Genomic DNA, 18,690 nt, shown 5'->3' with positions numbered 1-18,690 from the left:
ATTCAACCCTTTACCGAACCGCCCATAAGCCCTCTGACAAAATATTTTTGCAGGAGGAAAAAGATGGCGAGCGGCATCAGCATCGAAATGAACGCGGCCGAGGTCAGCAAGTGCCAGTCGTTCCCGCGCGAGCCGACGAGATCGGCGATTTTCATCGACATGACCTGTACATCAGGCTGGTTCCCGATAAAAATGAGCGAAACGAGATAATCGTTCCACACCCACAAGAATTGAAAAATACCGATAGAAGCCAAAGCCGGTACGGACAGCGGCAAGATCAGCCTGGAGAAGATCGTGAAGTGACTCGCCCCGTCGATAAAAGCAGATTCGAACAAATCCTTCGGCAGTTGGCTGATAAAGTTATACATAAAATAAATGACGAGCGGCAGGCCGAAGGCCGTGTGCGCCAGCCAGATTCCTAAGTAACTCCCGTTGAGCCCGAGCGCCGTGTAATCTTTGAGGACCGGAATCAACGCCACTTGAAGCGGAATAACTAGCATCGCGATAATGACGACGAACAGCGTCTTACGGCCCGGGAATCGCAGCCATGCAAATGCATAAGCGGCAAAAGAAGCGATCAGCACCGGAATCACCGTAGCAGGAACCGCGATCGTCAGTGTGTTCCAGAATGCCTGGGACAAGCCGCTGCCTTTTTGCACCGTCTCGCTGCCGTCGGCATTTTTCAGCTTATACTCCTTGCCGGAGAGTACGTTTTTGTAGTTGTCCAGCGTAAGCGCCGGCTTGAACTCCCAGCCCTTCTCCATCACGCTTAGCGTGCGGGCTCTGCGGTTCTCCCACATCAGACGGTCGCCGTCCACAGTCACCCCGGATTTCAGTTGGTCGTCGGTGAACGTTTTACCGCCCACTTCGATCGGCTGCCGCAAATCCGTCTCTTTGGGTAGCTGGACACTCTCGCCGGATTTCTTCCAATCCTGGTGAGGGAACACGTTCCACCAGCCGGTCTGGAGAATGTCCGCCGCAGGCCGAAATGAGGAAATGAATAAGCCGAGCGTAGGGATCAGCCATAGCAGGCAAATGAATCCGAGAATGATATTAACTAGCGTTTTGCTGCCTTTTCTCTTTTTTCGCCCGACCATTAGAATCCCCCCTGTTTGCGGAACTGGCGCAGATTAATGATGATCACCGGCAAGACGGCAATGAGCAGCACGATCGCCAGGGTGGAACCGTATCCGAAATTGCGGTACATGAAAAATTGCCGGTAAAACTGCGTGGCAACGACTTCCGTATCGTATTGACCTCCTGTCATGACCATGACGACGTCAAATATTTTCAGTGTAAAGACGATAATCGTGGTGGTTACCGTAAGAATCGTCGTGGAGATGTAAGGAATCATGATGCCGAAAAAGATTTTCACTTCCCCAGCCCCGTCCACACGCGCCGCCTCCAGAATATCCTCGGGAACCCCTTTAATGGCCGCGGAGAAGATCACCATGGCAAAACCGGTTTGCATCCAGATCAGAATGAGAATGAGAAAAAAGTTGTTCCACGGCTGAATCATACTCGTCCAGGCCTGCGGTTCGCCCCCGAAAAAAGTAACGATCGCATTGAGCATGCCGATTTGCTCGTCACCCGGCTGATAGTAGTAGACAAACTTCCAGATGACCCCGGCGGCCACGAAGGAAATGGCCATCGGCATGAAAATGATCGATTTGGCCAGTTTTTCGAAGCTGCTGCGGTCGGCCAGAATCGCAATCAGCAAACCGAGACTAACGCAGGCCAAGGTGCCGACAAACACCCACAGCAAATTATTGCGCAGCGCAATGCCCATCAAGCGATCGCTGAAGATGGCTGCGTAATTCGCGAGGCCGACGAATTTTTCCGAGGATGCATTGAAAAAGCTCAGGTACAGCGTCCGCAGTGCGGGCAAGACCAGCAGCCAGCCCAGCAAGATCGCCCCCGGCCCGATGAAAATATACGGCAGAATTCTTCGGCGCACCCGTTCGGGGTATTGTTCGGCCGCGAGATTCAGCGTAAAGTACAGCAGATATACGCCCAGCACGCCCCATATGACCGCCAGCACGGCCGTCACCAGCGGATTCAACGTCGAATCGCGAAAAAACATAAAGATCGCGCCATGAACCACGAGATTGCCCAAAAGGATAACAACCGACAATAGCACGGCTTTCAGGCTAACTCCCTGCTTCGCTTGTGCACTCATAATGGCTCCTCCTCAAAGTTTTGCGGAGCAAAACTCACATCGTAAGCGTTCACTTCGTTTTGCGGAGCAAAACTGACATCTGATTTTCATAAGCAATCGCCAATAATCTGTTGGCTTTGATGAAAAAAAGAGGGGCCCGCTCAAATTTAAGTCAGCCCCTCTCCTGTTTTTCCGGTTCCGGTACCTTTCGGCACACTCACTGCCCTTCGGTAGTTCCGGAACCTTTCGCCAATCCCATTCACCAGTCCCATTCCCCTCTCAGCCCCAATCTAACGGACACCAGGGACTCTATTGAGCCGAAAATGGCTGCTTTGTAAATCTAACGGACACACGCGCCCTTAACTCACTCCATTGACCCGAAAACAGGCGTTAAACCAGCATTTAAGGGCCGTCATGTCCGTTAGAATTTGAAATGCTGTGTTTTCGGCGTTTTAAGGGCTGTGGTGTCCGTTAGCCGAAACTACGGCCGAGATTAACGCGGAGGAACCAATCGCGGACGAGACCAATGTGGCTGAGATCGAACTATCTGAGACGAACCTCTAGATGAGACGAGCCGCCGTCCGGGATCCCCCGCGTGCCCACCCGTCGACCGTGACCTACCGCCAAACGCGACGGTCAAACCACAGGCCCAGCGCACAAAAATCAATTCTTCCAGCCTGCCTGGATCTGCTCAAGCGCTTTATCCAAAGTCGCCGTTCCGCTCACATAGTCTGTCATGCCTTTCCAGAACGTCCCTGCGCCGACTTGGCCTGGCATGAGGTCCGATCCGTCAAAGCGCAGCGTGGAAGCTTCTTGAACGAGCTTCGCCATGCGGCGGTCGGATTCCGAGCTGTACCAGTCCAGCGATGCGTCGTTCATTGGCGCGATTACGCCGCCGGATTGAACCCAGGTTTTGATGGATTCGCCGGTCGTAAAGAATTCCATTACCGCACGAACTTCAGGACGATCGTTGAACATCGCATAAATGTCGCCTGCTACGAGCACCGGTTTGCCGTACTGCTCATCGATCGGCGGCAGGTAGAACCAGTCATAGTCCACGTCCACTTTGGCCGTTTCCGGGAAGAAGCTGGTGATAAAGTTACCTTGACGATGGAACCAGGATTTCGGCGGATTATCGAACATTGGTGACGGAGCGTCGCCGAAGGCGGTTGTCACGATCGATTTGGTGCCGCCGTATACATAGTCCTTGTTCAACCAGATTTCGGACATGACTTCTACCGCATGCTTCACTTCAGGAGAGGTGAAAGGAAGTTCCCCTTTTACCCATTTATCATAGTTCTCAGGCGACGTGGTGCGGAGCATGATGTCTTCCACCCAGTCGGTAGCAGGCCAGCCGGTGGCCGCGCCGCTCTCAATTCCGATGTTCCAAGCCGCGTCCCCGTCCTTGGCGATTTGCTCGGTCAGAGCCATCATTTCATCCCAGGTTTGTGGAACTTCGTAACCGGCTTCCTCAAACTGCTTTTTCGGATACCATACCAAGCTCTTCACGTTGCTGCGGTTCCAGATGCCGGCCATGATTTTGCCGTCTTTGCCGTCCATCGTCCCCATGTCCAGCCAGCTTTGATTGTAGTTGGCTTTCAACTTTTCCTGATCCAGAATGTTGGTCAGATCAATAACTTTGCCGGTCTTGGCAATCGAAGCGAGCAATCCCGGCTGCGGGAAATCCGCAATATCAGGAGCATTGCCGCCATCCACCCGAATGTTAATCGTTGCTTCAAACTCCTTGGAGCCTTCATATTGAATATCGATGCCTGTTTTCTCTTCAAATTCCTTAATGCTATTCTCAAACTTCACCTGGTCTGCGTCCACAAACGGACCGAACATCGTGACCTTGGTGCCTTTATATTCGCCCTTCATTGCCAAATCCAGCGGGGACCCGCCGCCGTCACCGCCGTTATTCGCTCCGTCCTGATTATTGCCCGAAGCCTCGTTGTTGCTCGGAGCAGGAGCAGGCGGTTCGTTCTTCGAGGCATTATTTCCGCCTCCGCAGGCGCTGAGAACCATCGTGAATGAAAGACAAAGTACGAGCAGCAGTGACCATTTGCGTGCAGAAGTCTTTTTCATCTTTTCAACATCCCCTTTGATTTTTTAGAAGCAGTTCCAACTTTCCAGCCATCCTCTGAGGGTCTTGATGTCCCGGCAATGCTAAGGCGAATCACCTCCTTAAAAGCTTGCAAAGCTATTCAAAATAACAAATCAATCTCTATTTTTCATGAAAAATTGTGCATTTCTGTTACTTCCTCTTCTTCTCATCCTGTCGCCACATACTATGTATGCGTTTGCATTTTGATCTATTCCTAAAAGCTTCTCTGCATTTCCGCCAGGATATAGATTAGATCCAGCTTCATTGTGAAAAGCTTTTCAAACTCTACGGAAAAGAGGCGAGGTGCTTCATCTTTCCCTGGTAGATTCCCTTACGATCAGTCTATGCTTCATCTTCTCCCGGGTGACCTTCACGCTTCCCGTCGTTACCAGTTCATGCAGCTGTTCCGCGGAACGGTAGCCCAATTCGTAAATGGGCTGGGCGATCGTCGTGAGCTTCGGAATGAACATGCCGGCCATACGGACATTATCGAATCCGACGACGGATACTTGACCGGGTACCAGCACATTACGGTCCTTCAAGTACGAAATTGCACCCATAGCAAATTCGTCGGCGACGCAGAATACGGCGGTGGTATCGGGATACTCTGAAAAAAGTTCGTGGGACGCTTCATAAGCATGTTCAAACCGGTGACTCGCGTATTTGACCTTCTCAAGGTTGTGCTCCAAACCGAATTCCTTAAGCGCTCTGGCAAACCCTTCAATACGGGGCGGTCCCGCAATTGAATTCACATCGTTGAAGCCGAGCATTCCAATTTGCTTGTGACCCAACTCGATCAAAAACTTGACCGCATCGTAAGCTGCGGCTTCGTCGTCCACTTCGACGCTGGGAATGTCGTACTCGTCGGAATGCGACGAGACCATCACAAAGGGAATCCGGCAGCCCACCAGCTTGTCGTAGTATTCGGGAAACAGCATATCGCTGGCGAATACGATACCGTCGACCTGCTTTTCATGAAAAGCATCGATATACGACAACAGGCGCTCCGGATCCCGATCCGTATTACAGATCATGAGACTGTACCCGAGCTTGATGCAGGCATCCTGCATCCCCCGAATCATGCCGGCGTAATACATGTTTTCAATATCCGGAATAAGCAAGCCGAGCGTAAAAGACTTTCGATAAATAAGACCTCGTGCAAAAGAGTTCGGCTGATACTTCAGCTCCTCGATCGCATCGAGCACTTTCAGACGCTTGCTCTCCACTACGGTTTCCGGTGCGTTCATTACGCGGGATACCGTGCTGATGGAGACTCCCGCCATCTTGGCAACATCCCGAATGGTTGGTTTCATTATGTCTACTTCCTTTTTTGAAAAGCTTTTCAAGTGCAGTATAACAAACCTTATTTTAAATAACAAGCATTTTTTGAAGCGCTTACATAACCGTGAGCATCTAAAATTTTCTCCGCAATTTATAGTGCAAAAAAAGCCCCCATCGCCATTACCGGAGGTTCTCCAATTACGGATAACCGCCGGTACGGCGATGCGGGCTCATACATTTATTTCAAGCTTCAGATCTTTTTATTCGGCCGCCAAATCCCTAGCTGAGGTAGTGACTACAATTCTTGATGACAACCAAGATCCCAGGAGGGCTACTATTACGCTCACGAGAGCAACAACGGCAATTCCTCCACCATTCAAAAGAAGCGGAAGGCGGACAAGGCCGTAGGAGACCAGAATTTGCTCAAGCAGCCGAGGAAGCAGATATACGCCGCATACTGAGCCGATAAATGCTCCGATCAGTGAAAGGACCCCAATCCCCAGACTGACGGCGGCTCTGATTTTAAAGGAAGTCATGCCGAGCGATTTGTAAATTCCGTACGTTTTGCTCTCTTTTCTGATTTGAATCCGGCAGAAACTATAAATGATCAGAAAGGTGACCAGACAAAACAGCAGTCCCATAAAGCCCATTGGAGCGATCAAAACAACCTCCGCCTCTTTGTAAACCGAATCCAGCAGCGTCTGTTGAGTCACGGCCGACAACGAGTCGCCATACTTCCGGTTCAGGTCCTGCACGATTTCGTCGGCTTGTGACTTGTCGTACAGATTTAGATAACCCATCTCCATTTCACGGTAATCCGGCTGGTAACTTCTCACCGTGTCCGCGGTTACTCTGGCGGAAAACGACATATTGGAAATCGCTTGGTAAATCCCGCTCACCGTAAGCGTGAGCTTGTGTCCTTCGAGGTAAATCTCGACCATGTCTCCCGGCACTTTCCCCAGTGTTCGCGCCAAGTTGAAACCTAGGGCGATTTCATTCCCGTTGCGCGGGTTATCTCCCTGAATCGAGGCGAAACCGAACTCCTCATACCCGCCTTCAAGTACGCCGACATAAACGTTCAGCGACCGGGATGGGTCATCCTTCACCTCCGATTCATCCAGCGGAAATACCCCGGTCATATCGTCGTTCCAGCCGATCGATTTCACTCTGGAGTCCAACTTCATATCCGCTTCGAAACGCTCCCCGGAGAATGCGGCTTGATTAAACACCGTAACAACGGCAGGCGCATCGTCATAACCCCACAAAGCTGAGGTCCGTCCGATGTTAATAATGCTATACAGAAGGACAAACCCTAATACAAGCACGGCTGAACTAACGGTTGTCAGCAGCAGCATCACCGCGGCTGCCTTTCGGTTGCCGCTTAAATTCCGCAGCGCAATTACGCCGGTCACCGGTATTCTCCCGAAACTGAGCCGGGAGTTCTTGTTCCGGGGATTCAGGCGTCTTGCCATCCGGCTGTATTCTGCTTCGGACATCCCGTACCGGATTGCCTGGACCGGTTGTACCTTACGGGCCTTCCGGGCGTATAACCATACGCTGATCAAGACAAGCAGGAAAATAAAGCAACCGACAGCCCATCCCAAGGACAATCCTTGTATTTGTAATAAGTTATCCCCCGTTTTCAAATACTGCAGCGATCTGCTCACAATGCCGACAGCCAGCAGCCTGCTGATCAAAACTCCGGGTATAACGGCCGCCAAAGCAATCAGGCCATATTGCAGCACGTAAGCCGCTACGGTTTGTTTCGAAGTCAGACCCAGTGAACGAACAATGCCGATCGTCCGATAATGGGTCATAATCGCCTCCGAAACGGTAAATGCGACCGTAAACAAAGCTACGAGCATCATAACCGATCCGAGAAATATCATGATAAATCCGATGACTTTATTAATAATCAGATAAAATGAGGATAGTTCCTCGAATTCGCTTTTGGTCTCCAGATAGGGCGTGCCGAGGTAAGATTCGAATCGTTCCCAGATCACCGGACTTTGACTGTAATTCTCATATCTCAGCCCCATCATATATTTGTCGCTCCCCGGCAGAGAAGCCAGTTCCCGGTCGTAATCCTCGCTGTTCATCCAAATCCGGGCATTTATCGTGAACGGCGAACCAAAGGCCAGGTCAACCACGATACCCGACACCGACAATTCGAAGCTGCGGCTGCCTGACTGAAAGGTCAAGATATCTCCCTCTGTAATGCCGTGAGTGTAGGCCAAGGAGGTGGGTATCCATATCGTTCCTTTGGCGGGAGTCATCGTTTCGGTACCTTGGGCAAAAATCAATTTATCCACATTAGCGGGTTGCTCCGGCGTATTCATCATAAACATATAGATATTGGAAATCTCTTGTCCGTTATAGGTTAATCCGTCAAGATTTCGAAACGGTATCAGTGCGGTCGCCTGAACATCGGACTGCTCATCCCACCACTTATGAACCAGCCTTGGATCGTGAAGCTCATCCCCCATCGTTAAAATTTGATGAGCGCCGGCAGTCTTGTTATGCATATCCTTATATAGGTTCCCCGTATTGGCAAAAACAAGGGACGCCGTCGTCAGCAGCAGCGTGGACAGCATAATGAGCAGAGCAATAAGTCCGTTTTGAATCTTCTTCCTCCGCAAATAGGAACGGCAAATGATCCAGATCGGTTTCATTTCCTCACCCCTTTCCCGAAACAAGGGAAAAGATGACGGACTCTCTGGTTTCCATATCCCGTTCATCGAATTTACCGAATTCCAGCAATCCGCCGACTTGCCCGTCCCGGATGAATATAAGCCGGTCAGCGCGGCAAGCCGCTTGAATGTCGTGCGTGACCATGACGACCGATTGTCCCTTCCGGTTCAATTCCGTCAAAATGTTCAGCACAGCGACGCCATGCTCATAATTCAGGCTCCCTGTCGGTTCGTCCGCAAAAACCACTTCCGGAGCATTGATCAACGCCCTTGCAATCGCCGCGCGCTGCTGCTGCCCCCCTGAGGTCTGGAAAGGCAGACGGCCCCTCAAATCCCCGATGCCCATCGCGCCCATAAGAGTCTCTGCCTTGCCATTTACTTCTTTTGGGGGATTACCCGAGATATGTCCCGGCAGAGTGATGTTCTCGAACAAGGTTAAATCCGGGACCAAATTGATGCTTTGATAAATATAACCGATCCTTTTGGCGCGAAAATCCGCCATTTTCTTCTCGTTAAATGTATCGATCCGCTCTCCGCGGAAATGAACCTCACCGGCGGTCACGGTATCAAGTCCGCTGAGCATGTACAACAGCGTGGATTTCCCCGATCCGGAATTGCCCATGATCACCGTAAAGTCGCCTTCGTAAATCTCCAGGCTTAAATTGCGGATAGCATGGTATTGTTCGCTTCCGGTGGAATAGGTTTTGCACAAATTCACCGCTTCAATAATCGCTTGCTTCTTCAATAGACACCCTCCCAATCTTGCTACGAACAGCTGCTATTTCGTGGTTATACAACCATTGTAGAGGGCATTTCTTACCATCCTCTTATCGATTTATGAATAAAGTATTACTGCCTCTTCCTAATCCACCGGGAGGGTAAAATGAAACTCCGTCCCCTGTCCTTTGTTGCTGCGAAAAGAAAGCATCCCCCCATGCGCTTCTACAATCGTTTTGCAGATTGACAAACCTAGCCCCGCGCCTTCCGTACGGCTGTAATGGCCTCCCTCTTGCCCGCTCTTACCTTGATAATAACGTTCGAAAATAAAGGGCATATCCTGCGGCCGAATACCATCTCCCGTGTCCGCTACGGAAACTCGCAGTTGCCCGGGTTCAAGCTCGATACTTATGCTTATCTGGCCGCCTGCGGGGGTAGCTTTTAGCGCATTAACAATGAGATTGGAGATTACCTGCTCCATCCGGCGGGCGTCCGCCGAAATCAGAACGTCGGGGATCGTTGCAGGACCAACGTACGTGATGCCACGCGTTTCAACAAGATGCCGGGCAGGCTGCAAAATCTCTTCAAACATTTGCCCGCTGTATTGCTCTGTCAGTTGGATCGAGATCTGACCTAGCTCCCTTAAGGCATGGAGGAGCAGATCGTCAATCAATTTGGCCATTTTATCGCTCTGGGTATGCATGACATCAGCATATTCGCGTACGGTTTCCATATCCGGACTGACCCCGTCCCTGATGGCCTCGATATAGGCTTTCACGGTAGCCAGTGGTGTTTTCAGGTCATGCGAGATATTCGATATCAATTCTTTTCTGGACTGTTCCCCCTCGTCCCTTCGGCGGTGCAGGTCCATAATCTCCAGTCGCATTTGATCAAATACCGCATACATTTCGCCGACTTCATCAGCCTGGTCATACTCCACCTTTTGGCCATAGTCCCCTGTGAGAATAGCTTCGCTGTAATCCTTCAGCCTGGTCACAGGTGATATCATTCCGCGATTTATTTGTCTATGTAATACAAACAGCAGGCCTGACAGCACGATAAAAGCCAGCAGCATTATTACGCCGGGCAATATCGCGTGCGAGACCTTTTTCGTAAGTAAGGCTTCATGCGCTTGCAACTCAAATATGGCATTGCCGACTTGAGTTTGTCTGTCGGGATCCACGACCGGGAAAGCGATCTTGTAGGTGCCCTGCCCACTCCGGGCAGCGGATAAATCAAAATGAACCGAAGTTTTCGGATTAATGCGGGTAGGAGATCCGCTCTGAGAGGAGTTAAAAATCACGCTGCCGTCCAGCCCGGCAAACAGAAGGCTCACACCGCGCTGGGTCGATAAGTCGCTCAAAGATTCCCGAACCGACTCGTCCCGGGACAGCTGCTCATGATTCTTTTCCAGATAAACCATCAAATCGCTGACGGTCAAACGGGCCTGATTAATAGCCGCGGTCTCGCCGGGATTTTCCGAACGCAGCAGCCCCATAAGCAAATAACCGCCGCATGCGGTAATGATGACCATACATACCATCGCGGCGATAATCCATCGTTTTGTCCAAGTTTTCAAATCCATATCTAAGCTTCACTCGCTCCCGTAACCTGTTCGTCGCTAAACTTGTAGCCCACGCCCCAAACGGTCTTGATATAAACGGGATGAGCCGGATCGGCCTCGATTTTTTCTCGGATTCTGCGGACGTATACCGTGATCGTGTTCTCATCGCCGTATGCCCCATATCCCCATAGCTCATCCAATAATCTGCTCTTGGAGAACACCTGATTTTTATGGCTTGCAAGAAAAAACAACAGTTCGAACTCTTTGGCCGAGAACGAAACTTCCCGATCCGCAACCGCGACCCGGTACCCTTTTTTGTCGATCACAAGATCTCCAAAGGTCAATACATCTTCTTGCCGGGCAGCGGCATGAATCAAACGCTCGTTTCTCCGCAAATGCGCGCTGATTCTGGCTACCAGTTCACTGAGGGAGAATGGCTTAGTCATGTAATCATCTGCCCCGAACCCGAGTCCCAGCACCTTGTCCGTATCGCTGCCTCTGGCACTAAGGATCAGAATCGGCGTGTCCAGCTTTTCGCGGATTTGCCGGCACAGCTCGATTCCGTCCGCGTCGGGTAACATAATGTCCAGGATGATAAAATCCGGCTGCACCGCATCGATCAAATGTACCGCTGTTTTTCCGTCGCCGGCCACATGGACTTCGTACCCATGGACTCTAATATAATCCTGCATAATCCTAGCCATGTCGGCTTCATCTTCGACCACCAGTACTCTTCGTTTAGCTTCCATAACTTCCTCCACCGCATCCCGCCAAAATATAAAATTATTGTACCACAGCGGTAAATGCCCCAACATCATACCTGAAAAATCCGCCGTTCGCCGTACCGATATACAGCTCGTCGCCATGCCGGTTCACGGTCCCGTTCCGGTGGTCCAGTTCGCGCAGTTCGGCATATCCCGTTCTTGCGTCCCGGAGTCTTCCGATCACGGAGCCGTCATGCTTGCCAAGAATCAGCAAGTCCGAACCATGCGGAAACAGCAGGATATGATCCAGCACTGCAAAGCTTCCGGCCGTATATCGTGACAAATCCACATCTTTCGCCGAGGTATTGGACATGCGCCAAAGGAAAGTTCCCGTATTCGTATTGATAGCGGCCGGTATTCCGTCTACGGCAAGGTAAAGTGTCCCATCTTGGATCGTACCTTTGGAGCCTTTTCCCGGAATCGTAAGCTTCGTCTTCTTCGTCGCTAAGTCGTACAGCCTTGTCTCGAACTGCGTCGCGCTCCAATATTCTCTGTTGTCCAATGGATGCTGAACAAGCAAATACTGCTCATTCAGCACTTCGAACCGCTCTCCGGGCGATGATTTGTATTCGCCATGGACTGCGCCCGTTTTTAACTCCAGCAACTGCCAAGCATCGCCCGTTAGAATCCAGCGCTTATCGGAATCGGGACCCGCGAACGGGTCGATTTGGGGCCCGCCTGCAAAATAAGGCTCGAAGCTAGGGTCGCCCGTTCGATCGCCTTCGGCCTTGACCTGCCATGCCGTTTTTCCCGTCGTGAGGTCAAGAGCTTCAAGCTTGTTTTTGTCCCGAATTAACACATAGGGGTCATCGGAACCTTGATTCAGAATCTGAGCCTCCCTAGCTACGTCCCTCCGCCAACGCTCTTTGCCGGTTTCGCTGTCGAGCACGCTTAATACCGAGGGAACGGAGGTGTCTTCCTCCCCTGTGTCCTTCCAGGTCACCAAGATGACCGAGTTTTTGGCCGCCCACATGCCCATTTGGTTTTCGTCGCCTGATTTTTGTTCCCACATCGTTTTACCGTCGGACATCCGGATGCGCCGGATTTGGTTGACATACTTCTGTTCAGCGGGATTATAGGAAGTATAGACGTACGCATAGTCGCCGGAGGATTCCGGTACTGCGTTCAGGACGCCGAATCCCGCATCCACTTGCCAACGCGTCTCTCCGTCCGAACGGCCGACGGCATACAAGGAAGAAGCATAATGCATGCCGCTAAATCCTCCGTCATCTCCTTTGATGAGCAGCGTATCTGTTCCCGCGCCGAGTAAATAAGTAAAACCAAGGGTTCCCTGATTTCTCCACTCAGGTTTTATATCAAATGTCTGCGGAAGCGGCGTTACGACATAATCTTGAGAGAACAAATAATCGTCTCCCGCATAGAGTCGGTTCCATGGCTCTCCTTCAGCGGGAATGATCCAATGCGTACGGACCAGCTTGCCCGAAGGAGAAAATGTAACTATATAATGAGCATCTTTACGCTCATATCTCCAGGCCTCTCCGAGAATCATCGGGTCTCCGCCCACCGTTTGCAAATCTTCGGAAGTTTCCGTAAACGTCGGAGCGCCAAGCAGCTTTTCTACCGTTTTCTTGTCATCGCCGAGCTTTAGAGAATGTTCAGTGATGCCGCGGATTGTATCTAGCGGAGCTTGGGGATCCGCCCCAAACAAGGGAGTCTGTACCGGCGTCACACCGGTTACATCTTTATCCCGGACCCATAGCAGGGTCGGGCGGTACACTTCATATCCCTCATGCCAAACCGACGGAGCCACGACGACCCCGTACCAGTCATTCCACTTGGCCATCGCCACCATTTGGCTTGACTCTGAAGCAGCCTTGTCCGCTTGGTTCCACTGAACCGAACTGGACGGAGCTAGCGACAGCTTGGCAGTAGGACGCAGCGTTACATATTGCGGTGCAAGGCTCACGGCCTTTGCGGAAGCTTCCGAAACATACCAGAGCGGAATCCAGAGCGTCCCTTTATCGTACGTCTGAAAGGACAGCATCTCACCGGATAAGGATTTGACCGTTATTTTTTCTCCGGACTGGCCGAGATACATGACCTGCATGTCTCGCGGATTGCTTTTAACGTTAAGAGGTCCTGAAAATAATGGCGCTTGATGTCCGATGACGATGGAGTCGCCCTGCTTCGGCAGTGTGCGAAACAACCCGGATTGGGCCAAGGCCCCGATCCCACTGGCAGCTCCCGGTGAGCCAGGGATCAGTGGCGTGTCCTTCAGGATGCTTTCTGGCGCGGCATTTCCCGGTGCGGCAAGTCCCCTCGTGCCAAGTTCGGGGATGGTTAGTCCCGGTGCTTTCCCGGTAGCTTCCTTTATAACCTCAGCTGACGCAGTTGGCGTCAACAATAGAATGGCCAGCGAGGCAAGTCCACAACTTCCTATACTTAATCGGCGGATCCACGCGTACCGTGTCGCTTGATTATTTATAATGATGGTTTCGGACGTCTTCTCCATGCGTTCACTCGGTCTCATCCTTGCAGCCCCCTCTTTTTTCCATAGATGCTATATTTAATAGACGCTAAAATTTGCATAAAGTTTTACAATTAGCTCCGGCCGTTTCAGTTGGGCTTCTGTAGATATTCTCTAGGTGAGAGGGATCTGCTTGATCAAGCGTTCATCATGGTCGTCACGAACATGACGATCAATTTAATCACCTTGAGCATCCGTTTGGTTCGATCAGTTCGATCAGTTCGATCACCACTGTTACCTCGTTCACCTTTCAGCGGATCACCCGATACCTCGTTCACCCGGATCACCTCAATCGTCTCAATCATCCGATCTTCTCTATCAGCTAGATCAACAGATCACCTCCATCACCCGCCAGCTAACGGACACCACGGACCTTAAACCGCGTGAATCTTCGACTTTTTACAGCTAACGGACACAGGAGACGCTATTTTGCCATTTTAGGCCTCAAACCAGCTCATTATGCTCAAATAACGGCCGTGGTGACCGTTAGAATTTGAAAAGGGCTTATTTTCGAGGAATAAGGTCTCTCATGTCCGTTAGAGGATACACAGAGTCGGCCGAATGACTAAACAAAAATAACCGCCAAGGCGATAAAATATCGGCCCTAACGGTTATTCCATTTCCCGGATCTCAGTTCCTGATTCATTTCCGGATACATTTCCGGAACATCAATCATGCTCTAATGAAATTTGCATTTCCGTACTACGTAATTCTTAAGTCGCTCCTCGCCCCTTATTTTGTTGCCGCTACGGAGAAGACGACGGTTTTGGCTGCGTTGTCCACCAGTACATTGACCGTATAATCCCCGAGGGTCGCTTGCTTGGAAGCCAGCGGCCTGTCCGCCTCCACTTCCGTACAGATGGCGTCGAACCAGCGGTGGAACGCGATGGCGTCGTAAGTAAACAGCTGATTCGCAAACAGCTCGATCGGCTCCTTGTTGCGAGCCAGCGTTCCTTCGCGCAGCCGGACCGTGATGCCGTAAGTATTGTAAGTCGGATCCAGCCAGATCGCGACTTCTTCTTTTGCCGCGTTCGCGCTTGCTCCGGCTCCCAATGCTCCGGCGCTTGCCGCCTGCTGGACCGCTTTTTTCTCCTTCTCGTCCTTATACAGGCGCAGCGTCGTATCGAGCAAATCATAGTTCGTTCCGCGAAGCTGTCCGGCCTGCTTCAGCGTATCGTAGGCATCCCACATTTTCTGATCCGGGAATGCGACGATCTTTTGCCCGCCGCCAATGGTCGGCACGAGCCGCTGCAGCTTCTCTTTCTCAGGCTGAACCGGAAGCCTCTTCGTCTTGTCCGTCAAACGGTTCAGGATGACAAGCGCCTCGGCCCGTGTAACGTACCGGCCCACCCCGAAGTTTCCGTCCGGGTAACCCTCCATGATACCTTTGATGAGCGATTCCGCGATAAATTTCTGTTCGCGCTCATTGGCGCTGGTCAGATCTCCATACGACTGTGCCACGGAACGGCTAAAATCCGCGTCCTCCAAATATTCCGTTTCCTGCAATGTGTAGAACAGAATTTCCGCTACGTTTTCGCGGGTCATGTCCGATTGAAAATCGCTATAGCGGCTTTTGTTCAGGAAGTTCAAGTCACTTGCGACGTCTATGTATGGCTTGGCCCAATAACCGGTTAATGAAGGCTTGAAGTCAAAATAACGGTAGTCCTGCTTTAAAATCGTCCGGTTTTCCTCCGTCAGCGAATCCAGAAAGCTGTTCCGCCAGCTTCTTTCCTGATTGGGGTGCTGCTCGCTGTAGGACAGGATCAGCATTTTAACGAATTGATCCACTTTAACCGGTTCGCCCGGCCGGAAACTGCCGTCGGGATATCCGTCCAAAATACCTTGGCGCACCATCTCCTCGATCGCCGGCTTCGCCCAGTGTCCCTTGATGTCGGTGAATACTGCCCCCGCCGCTCTCACGTCCGCTGCCAAAGCTTGTCCGAACAAGCCGGTTAGCAAGCAAAGCGACAGCATGATCCGAAATGTTAAGACAACCGGTCCAAGCTGATTATCTTTTTTTTCTTTCATTAATTAGGCCTCCTGCATTATATAATGGCAAGCTGCGTACGCAGCAATATAGTTACCATTATCCAGAAAACCACAATTTTCGCGGGTTGTGAATAGGTCGGGCGGCGGCCGCATTTGGCCCCAGTAAAAACCAGCTTTTAAGGTCGCACCCCCTGTCCAAAGAACTTAGAATTCGAGCGTTCTAACCTCAAAGTCGGGCAGGAGGAAGCATACCCTATTACCTATATAGATATAGCACGTTATTATATTGTCTGTGCCACAGAATTTTCAGGGCGGCGGCCGATGAGCCACATGCCGATAATTACGGCTAACCCGCCCGCCGTCTGCCCGTAGCCTACATGCTCATTCAGCAAGAAGAAGGACAATACCATCGAGGTCAAAGGCATCATTCCCGAAAAAGCAGCCGCAGTATAAGCGGATGAGCGCTTTATTCCCGCATACCAGCAAATAAAGGCGAGTGCTGTGACAATCCACCCGTACCAAGCCAAGGCAAGCCAGCCGGTTAAGCCCAGGGACGACAGAGAAGAGATCGGGCGCTCTATCCATGCCGGCACAACTGAAAAGACAAATGCGGCGATCGTGACGAGCGTCGTTTGTACAACGGGATCCAGACCGGAGTCAGTGTTACCGGAACGGTTCCCTAGCCGCGACAACATATTAAACGTCGATTCGCTGGCCGCTGCCGCCAAGACTAGCAAATTCCCAGCGAGATGACTTGCCGAAAGCAAGCCTCCGCCAAAGTTCGCCACCCCTTGAATCAGGAATATCCCCGCCACGGTAAAAGTCGTCCCGGCCGCGATTCCGGCTGTCAATCTTTCACGCAGCACCAGCCAGGCTAACAGGGCAGTAATTGCCGGAGCCGCACCGGTTAATAGGCCCGCCTCTCCCGCGCTGGTCAGATTCAGCCCGCCAAGCAGCAGCGCTCTGAACAAAAAGATTCCGAAAAAGGCCTGTAAAATTACCATCTTCCAATCGGCTAACTTCATCTGCCGGATTGCAGGAATCAGCCGGGCACCGTATAAGGGAACCAGAATGAGCAGCCCGAGCAGCAAGCTAAGCGCGGTAATCGTAAAAGAGCCGAGCCGGTCCGACACCAGGCGTGCCGCAATTACGGAAGTCCCGGCTAATGAAAAAGCCAGAAACAAAAAAATGTTTCCCTGTTGCTGTTGATTCATGATTTGGATGCTCCCTCCTTTAATTCCTGAAAATGATCATGATATAATCTTATTCGATAACTGGATCCATCCAAGTGCCGGTTTAGCGGCATTAATACCAGTCCAGTTAGGAGGAAGTATGTGGGGAATTCATTTACAGCGAGGTGATGGAAGTCCCTCGTTGGCTCGCCAAATTTTTCAACAGATTAGCAGCTCTATCCTGGATGGGACCCTTCCTCCGGATGAGGCGTTGCCTTCGACGCGCGAGCTTGCCAAAGCGTTGGCCGTGTCCCGCCATACGGTCAGCGAAGCCTACGATATGCTGATTACGGAAGGTTATGTCGTAAGCAGGCAAGGAGCACCGACCCGCGTGGCAGGGAATCTCCGCCTAGGCCTGTCCAGCGCGGTCGGGCACCAGCCTGTCCTGAATGAACTGCAAGCACCTGCGACCCGGATCACGGCCGATTTCAAAACCGGGCGCCCCGACCTGCGGCCTTTTCCCAAATATGTTTGGAGCCGGCTGCATTCGGAGGCGTTTAGCCAATTACCTTCAGAGCTGCTCGGGTACAGCGGGCCGGACGGTTACCCGCCGCTTCGGGAGGAAATCGCGGATTGGCTTTTCCGGAGCCGGGGGCTGCGCGTGGATCCGCAGAGTATTTTCATTACCGCAGGAGCAACCCAGTCGTTAAGCTTGCTGGCGGATTTGCTGCACCGCGATGACCGGGAATTTGTTCTGGAGGATCCATGTCATACCGCGGTGCCCACCTTGCTTCGGAACCGGGGTTATTCCTATAGGTCCGCCCCGGTGGATGACCAAGGCTTGATTCTGGAAGGAACAGATATGGACTGGGATGCCGGGGACATTTCCGCCGTGTACGTGACCCCATCCCATCAGTTTCCGCTCGGCGGCATACTCCCGGCGAATCGCCGCACGGCTCTGATCCGGCAGGCACGGGCGAAGTCTTTTTACATTATCGAAGATGATTATGACAGCGAATTCCGCTACCAAGGAGCACCGGTAACTCCGCTGTATGCGCTCGATCCGGAGCGGGTGATCTATGTAGGGACGTTCAGCAAAACCGTGTTCCCCGCGCTGCGTCTGGGCTTTTCTATTTTACCGGAGGCATTGCAGGAGGTTTGGAAGCATTTACGTGTGTATGCCGATGTCCAATGCCCTGTCGCTGAACAGGCTGCTTTGGCGGAATTTTTACGGACGCGCAAGATGGATCGCCATATTAGCCGCATGCGCAAACTGTACGGACAACGGCGTGAAGTTTTGCTTGAAGAGGTGAATAAGATTTTTGGGCGGGACGTTGTGAAAGTTTGGGGGGACGTTTCCGGATTGCACCTGGCTTTGCAGTTTGCGGAGGGGCATTTTGACGAGAGGTTTATTCAAGGGGCGAGAGATCGGGGAATCCGCATCTCCGTTGTCGATAAGTATTCCCTCACCCCCGGAAAACACGCAGACAAACTGCTGCTGGGTTACGGACACCTCGAACCGGATGAAATACGGACAGGCATTGCCATGCTGTACGATTACTGGCGGCAAACCATCGGATAGCGGCTATCTGAGCGAGACATAACAACGGCATGAAAAAAACAGCCTCCCCCATAATAAACTGGTACCCATAGTTTGGACACTTTGAAAAAAGGTGTTCAGGCTGTGGGTACCTTTTTGTATACTGGAATAAGCATCGGGGGGGGGGGATTGCATGAGCAAGAAGAGATTTACCGAAGAGGAC

General features: G+C 51.6%; 13 protein-coding genes. 1 reads left to right on the top strand and 12 read right to left on the bottom strand.

The annotated features are described in order from the left end of the window. Positions 1-2: 2 nt before the first annotated feature. The 12 genes from KJS57_RS14560 to KJS57_RS14505 all read right to left on the bottom strand — a co-directional run bounded on the left by KJS57_RS14560 (position 3) and on the right by KJS57_RS14505 (position 16,969). Positions 3-1,097 (bottom strand): carbohydrate ABC transporter permease, encoded by a 1,095-nt coding sequence (locus tag KJS57_RS14560; RefSeq protein WP_211021551.1) that lies wholly within the window; start codon positions 1,095-1,097, stop codon positions 3-5. Continuing rightward, the gene (locus tag KJS57_RS14555) at positions 1,097-2,179 is read right to left on the bottom strand and encodes a carbohydrate ABC transporter permease (protein ID WP_211021550.1); all 1,083 of its coding nucleotides are present in this window, start codon (positions 2,177-2,179) and stop codon (positions 1,097-1,099) included. Before KJS57_RS14555 ends, KJS57_RS14560 begins: the two co-directional genes overlap by 1 nt. Before the next feature lie 642 nt (positions 2,180-2,821). Beyond that, entirely contained in the window at positions 2,822-4,243 is a 1,422-nt protein-coding gene (locus KJS57_RS14550) for an ABC transporter substrate-binding protein (protein WP_213655371.1), read from the bottom strand. Positions 4,244-4,570: 327 nt separating this feature from the next. Further along, complete coding sequence (locus tag KJS57_RS14545; RefSeq protein ID WP_213655370.1) at positions 4,571-5,575, bottom strand: LacI family DNA-binding transcriptional regulator; 1,005 nt, start codon at positions 5,573-5,575, stop codon at positions 4,571-4,573. A gap of 228 nt (positions 5,576-5,803) precedes the next feature. After that, the gene (locus KJS57_RS14540; RefSeq protein ID WP_213655369.1) at positions 5,804-8,215 is read right to left on the bottom strand and encodes an FtsX-like permease family protein; all 2,412 of its coding nucleotides are present in this window, start codon (positions 8,213-8,215) and stop codon (positions 5,804-5,806) included. Positions 8,216-8,219: 4 nt separating this feature from the next. After that, entirely contained in the window at positions 8,220-8,978 is a 759-nt protein-coding gene (locus tag KJS57_RS14535) for an ABC transporter ATP-binding protein (protein ID WP_211021546.1), read from the bottom strand. Positions 8,979-9,095: 117 nt separating this feature from the next. Then, positions 9,096-10,535, bottom strand: coding sequence for a sensor histidine kinase (locus tag KJS57_RS14530; protein ID WP_213655368.1), 1,440 nt, complete (start codon positions 10,533-10,535; stop codon positions 9,096-9,098). A gap of 2 nt (positions 10,536-10,537) precedes the next feature. Beyond that, a complete protein-coding gene (locus tag KJS57_RS14525) occupies positions 10,538-11,263 on the bottom strand; it encodes a response regulator transcription factor (protein WP_213655367.1) in 726 nt (241 codons plus the stop codon). A 34-nt stretch (positions 11,264-11,297) separates the two neighbouring features. After that, positions 11,298-13,769, bottom strand: a complete 2,472-nt coding sequence (locus tag KJS57_RS14520; RefSeq protein WP_213655366.1) for an outer membrane protein assembly factor BamB family protein — start codon at positions 13,767-13,769, stop codon at positions 11,298-11,300. Positions 13,770-13,903: 134 nt separating this feature from the next. Further along, positions 13,904-14,071, bottom strand: a complete 168-nt coding sequence (locus KJS57_RS14515) for a hypothetical protein (protein ID WP_213655365.1) — start codon at positions 14,069-14,071, stop codon at positions 13,904-13,906. A 427-nt stretch (positions 14,072-14,498) separates the two neighbouring features. Continuing rightward, positions 14,499-15,794, bottom strand: a complete 1,296-nt coding sequence (locus KJS57_RS14510; protein WP_213655364.1) for an S-layer homology domain-containing protein — start codon at positions 15,792-15,794, stop codon at positions 14,499-14,501. 242 nt (positions 15,795-16,036) lie between these two features. After that, entirely contained in the window at positions 16,037-16,969 is a 933-nt protein-coding gene (locus KJS57_RS14505) for a DMT family transporter (RefSeq protein WP_213655363.1), read from the bottom strand. A gap of 160 nt (positions 16,970-17,129) precedes the next feature. On the opposite strand from KJS57_RS14505, the gene pdxR reads away from it, so the two are divergent. Further along, positions 17,130-18,509 carry a MocR-like pyridoxine biosynthesis transcription factor PdxR gene (gene pdxR / locus KJS57_RS14500; protein ID WP_244861551.1) on the top strand — a complete coding sequence of 460 codons (1,380 nt, stop codon included), beginning with the start codon at positions 17,130-17,132 and terminating at the stop codon, positions 18,507-18,509. The last annotated feature ends 181 nt before the right edge of the window (positions 18,510-18,690 follow it).

Source organism: Paenibacillus vini, assembly GCF_018403325.1.
In the GTDB taxonomy this organism is placed as follows: Bacteria; Bacillota; Bacilli; order Paenibacillales; family Paenibacillaceae; genus Fontibacillus; species Fontibacillus vini.
This window is presented reverse-complemented; position numbering and strand designations above follow the sequence as displayed.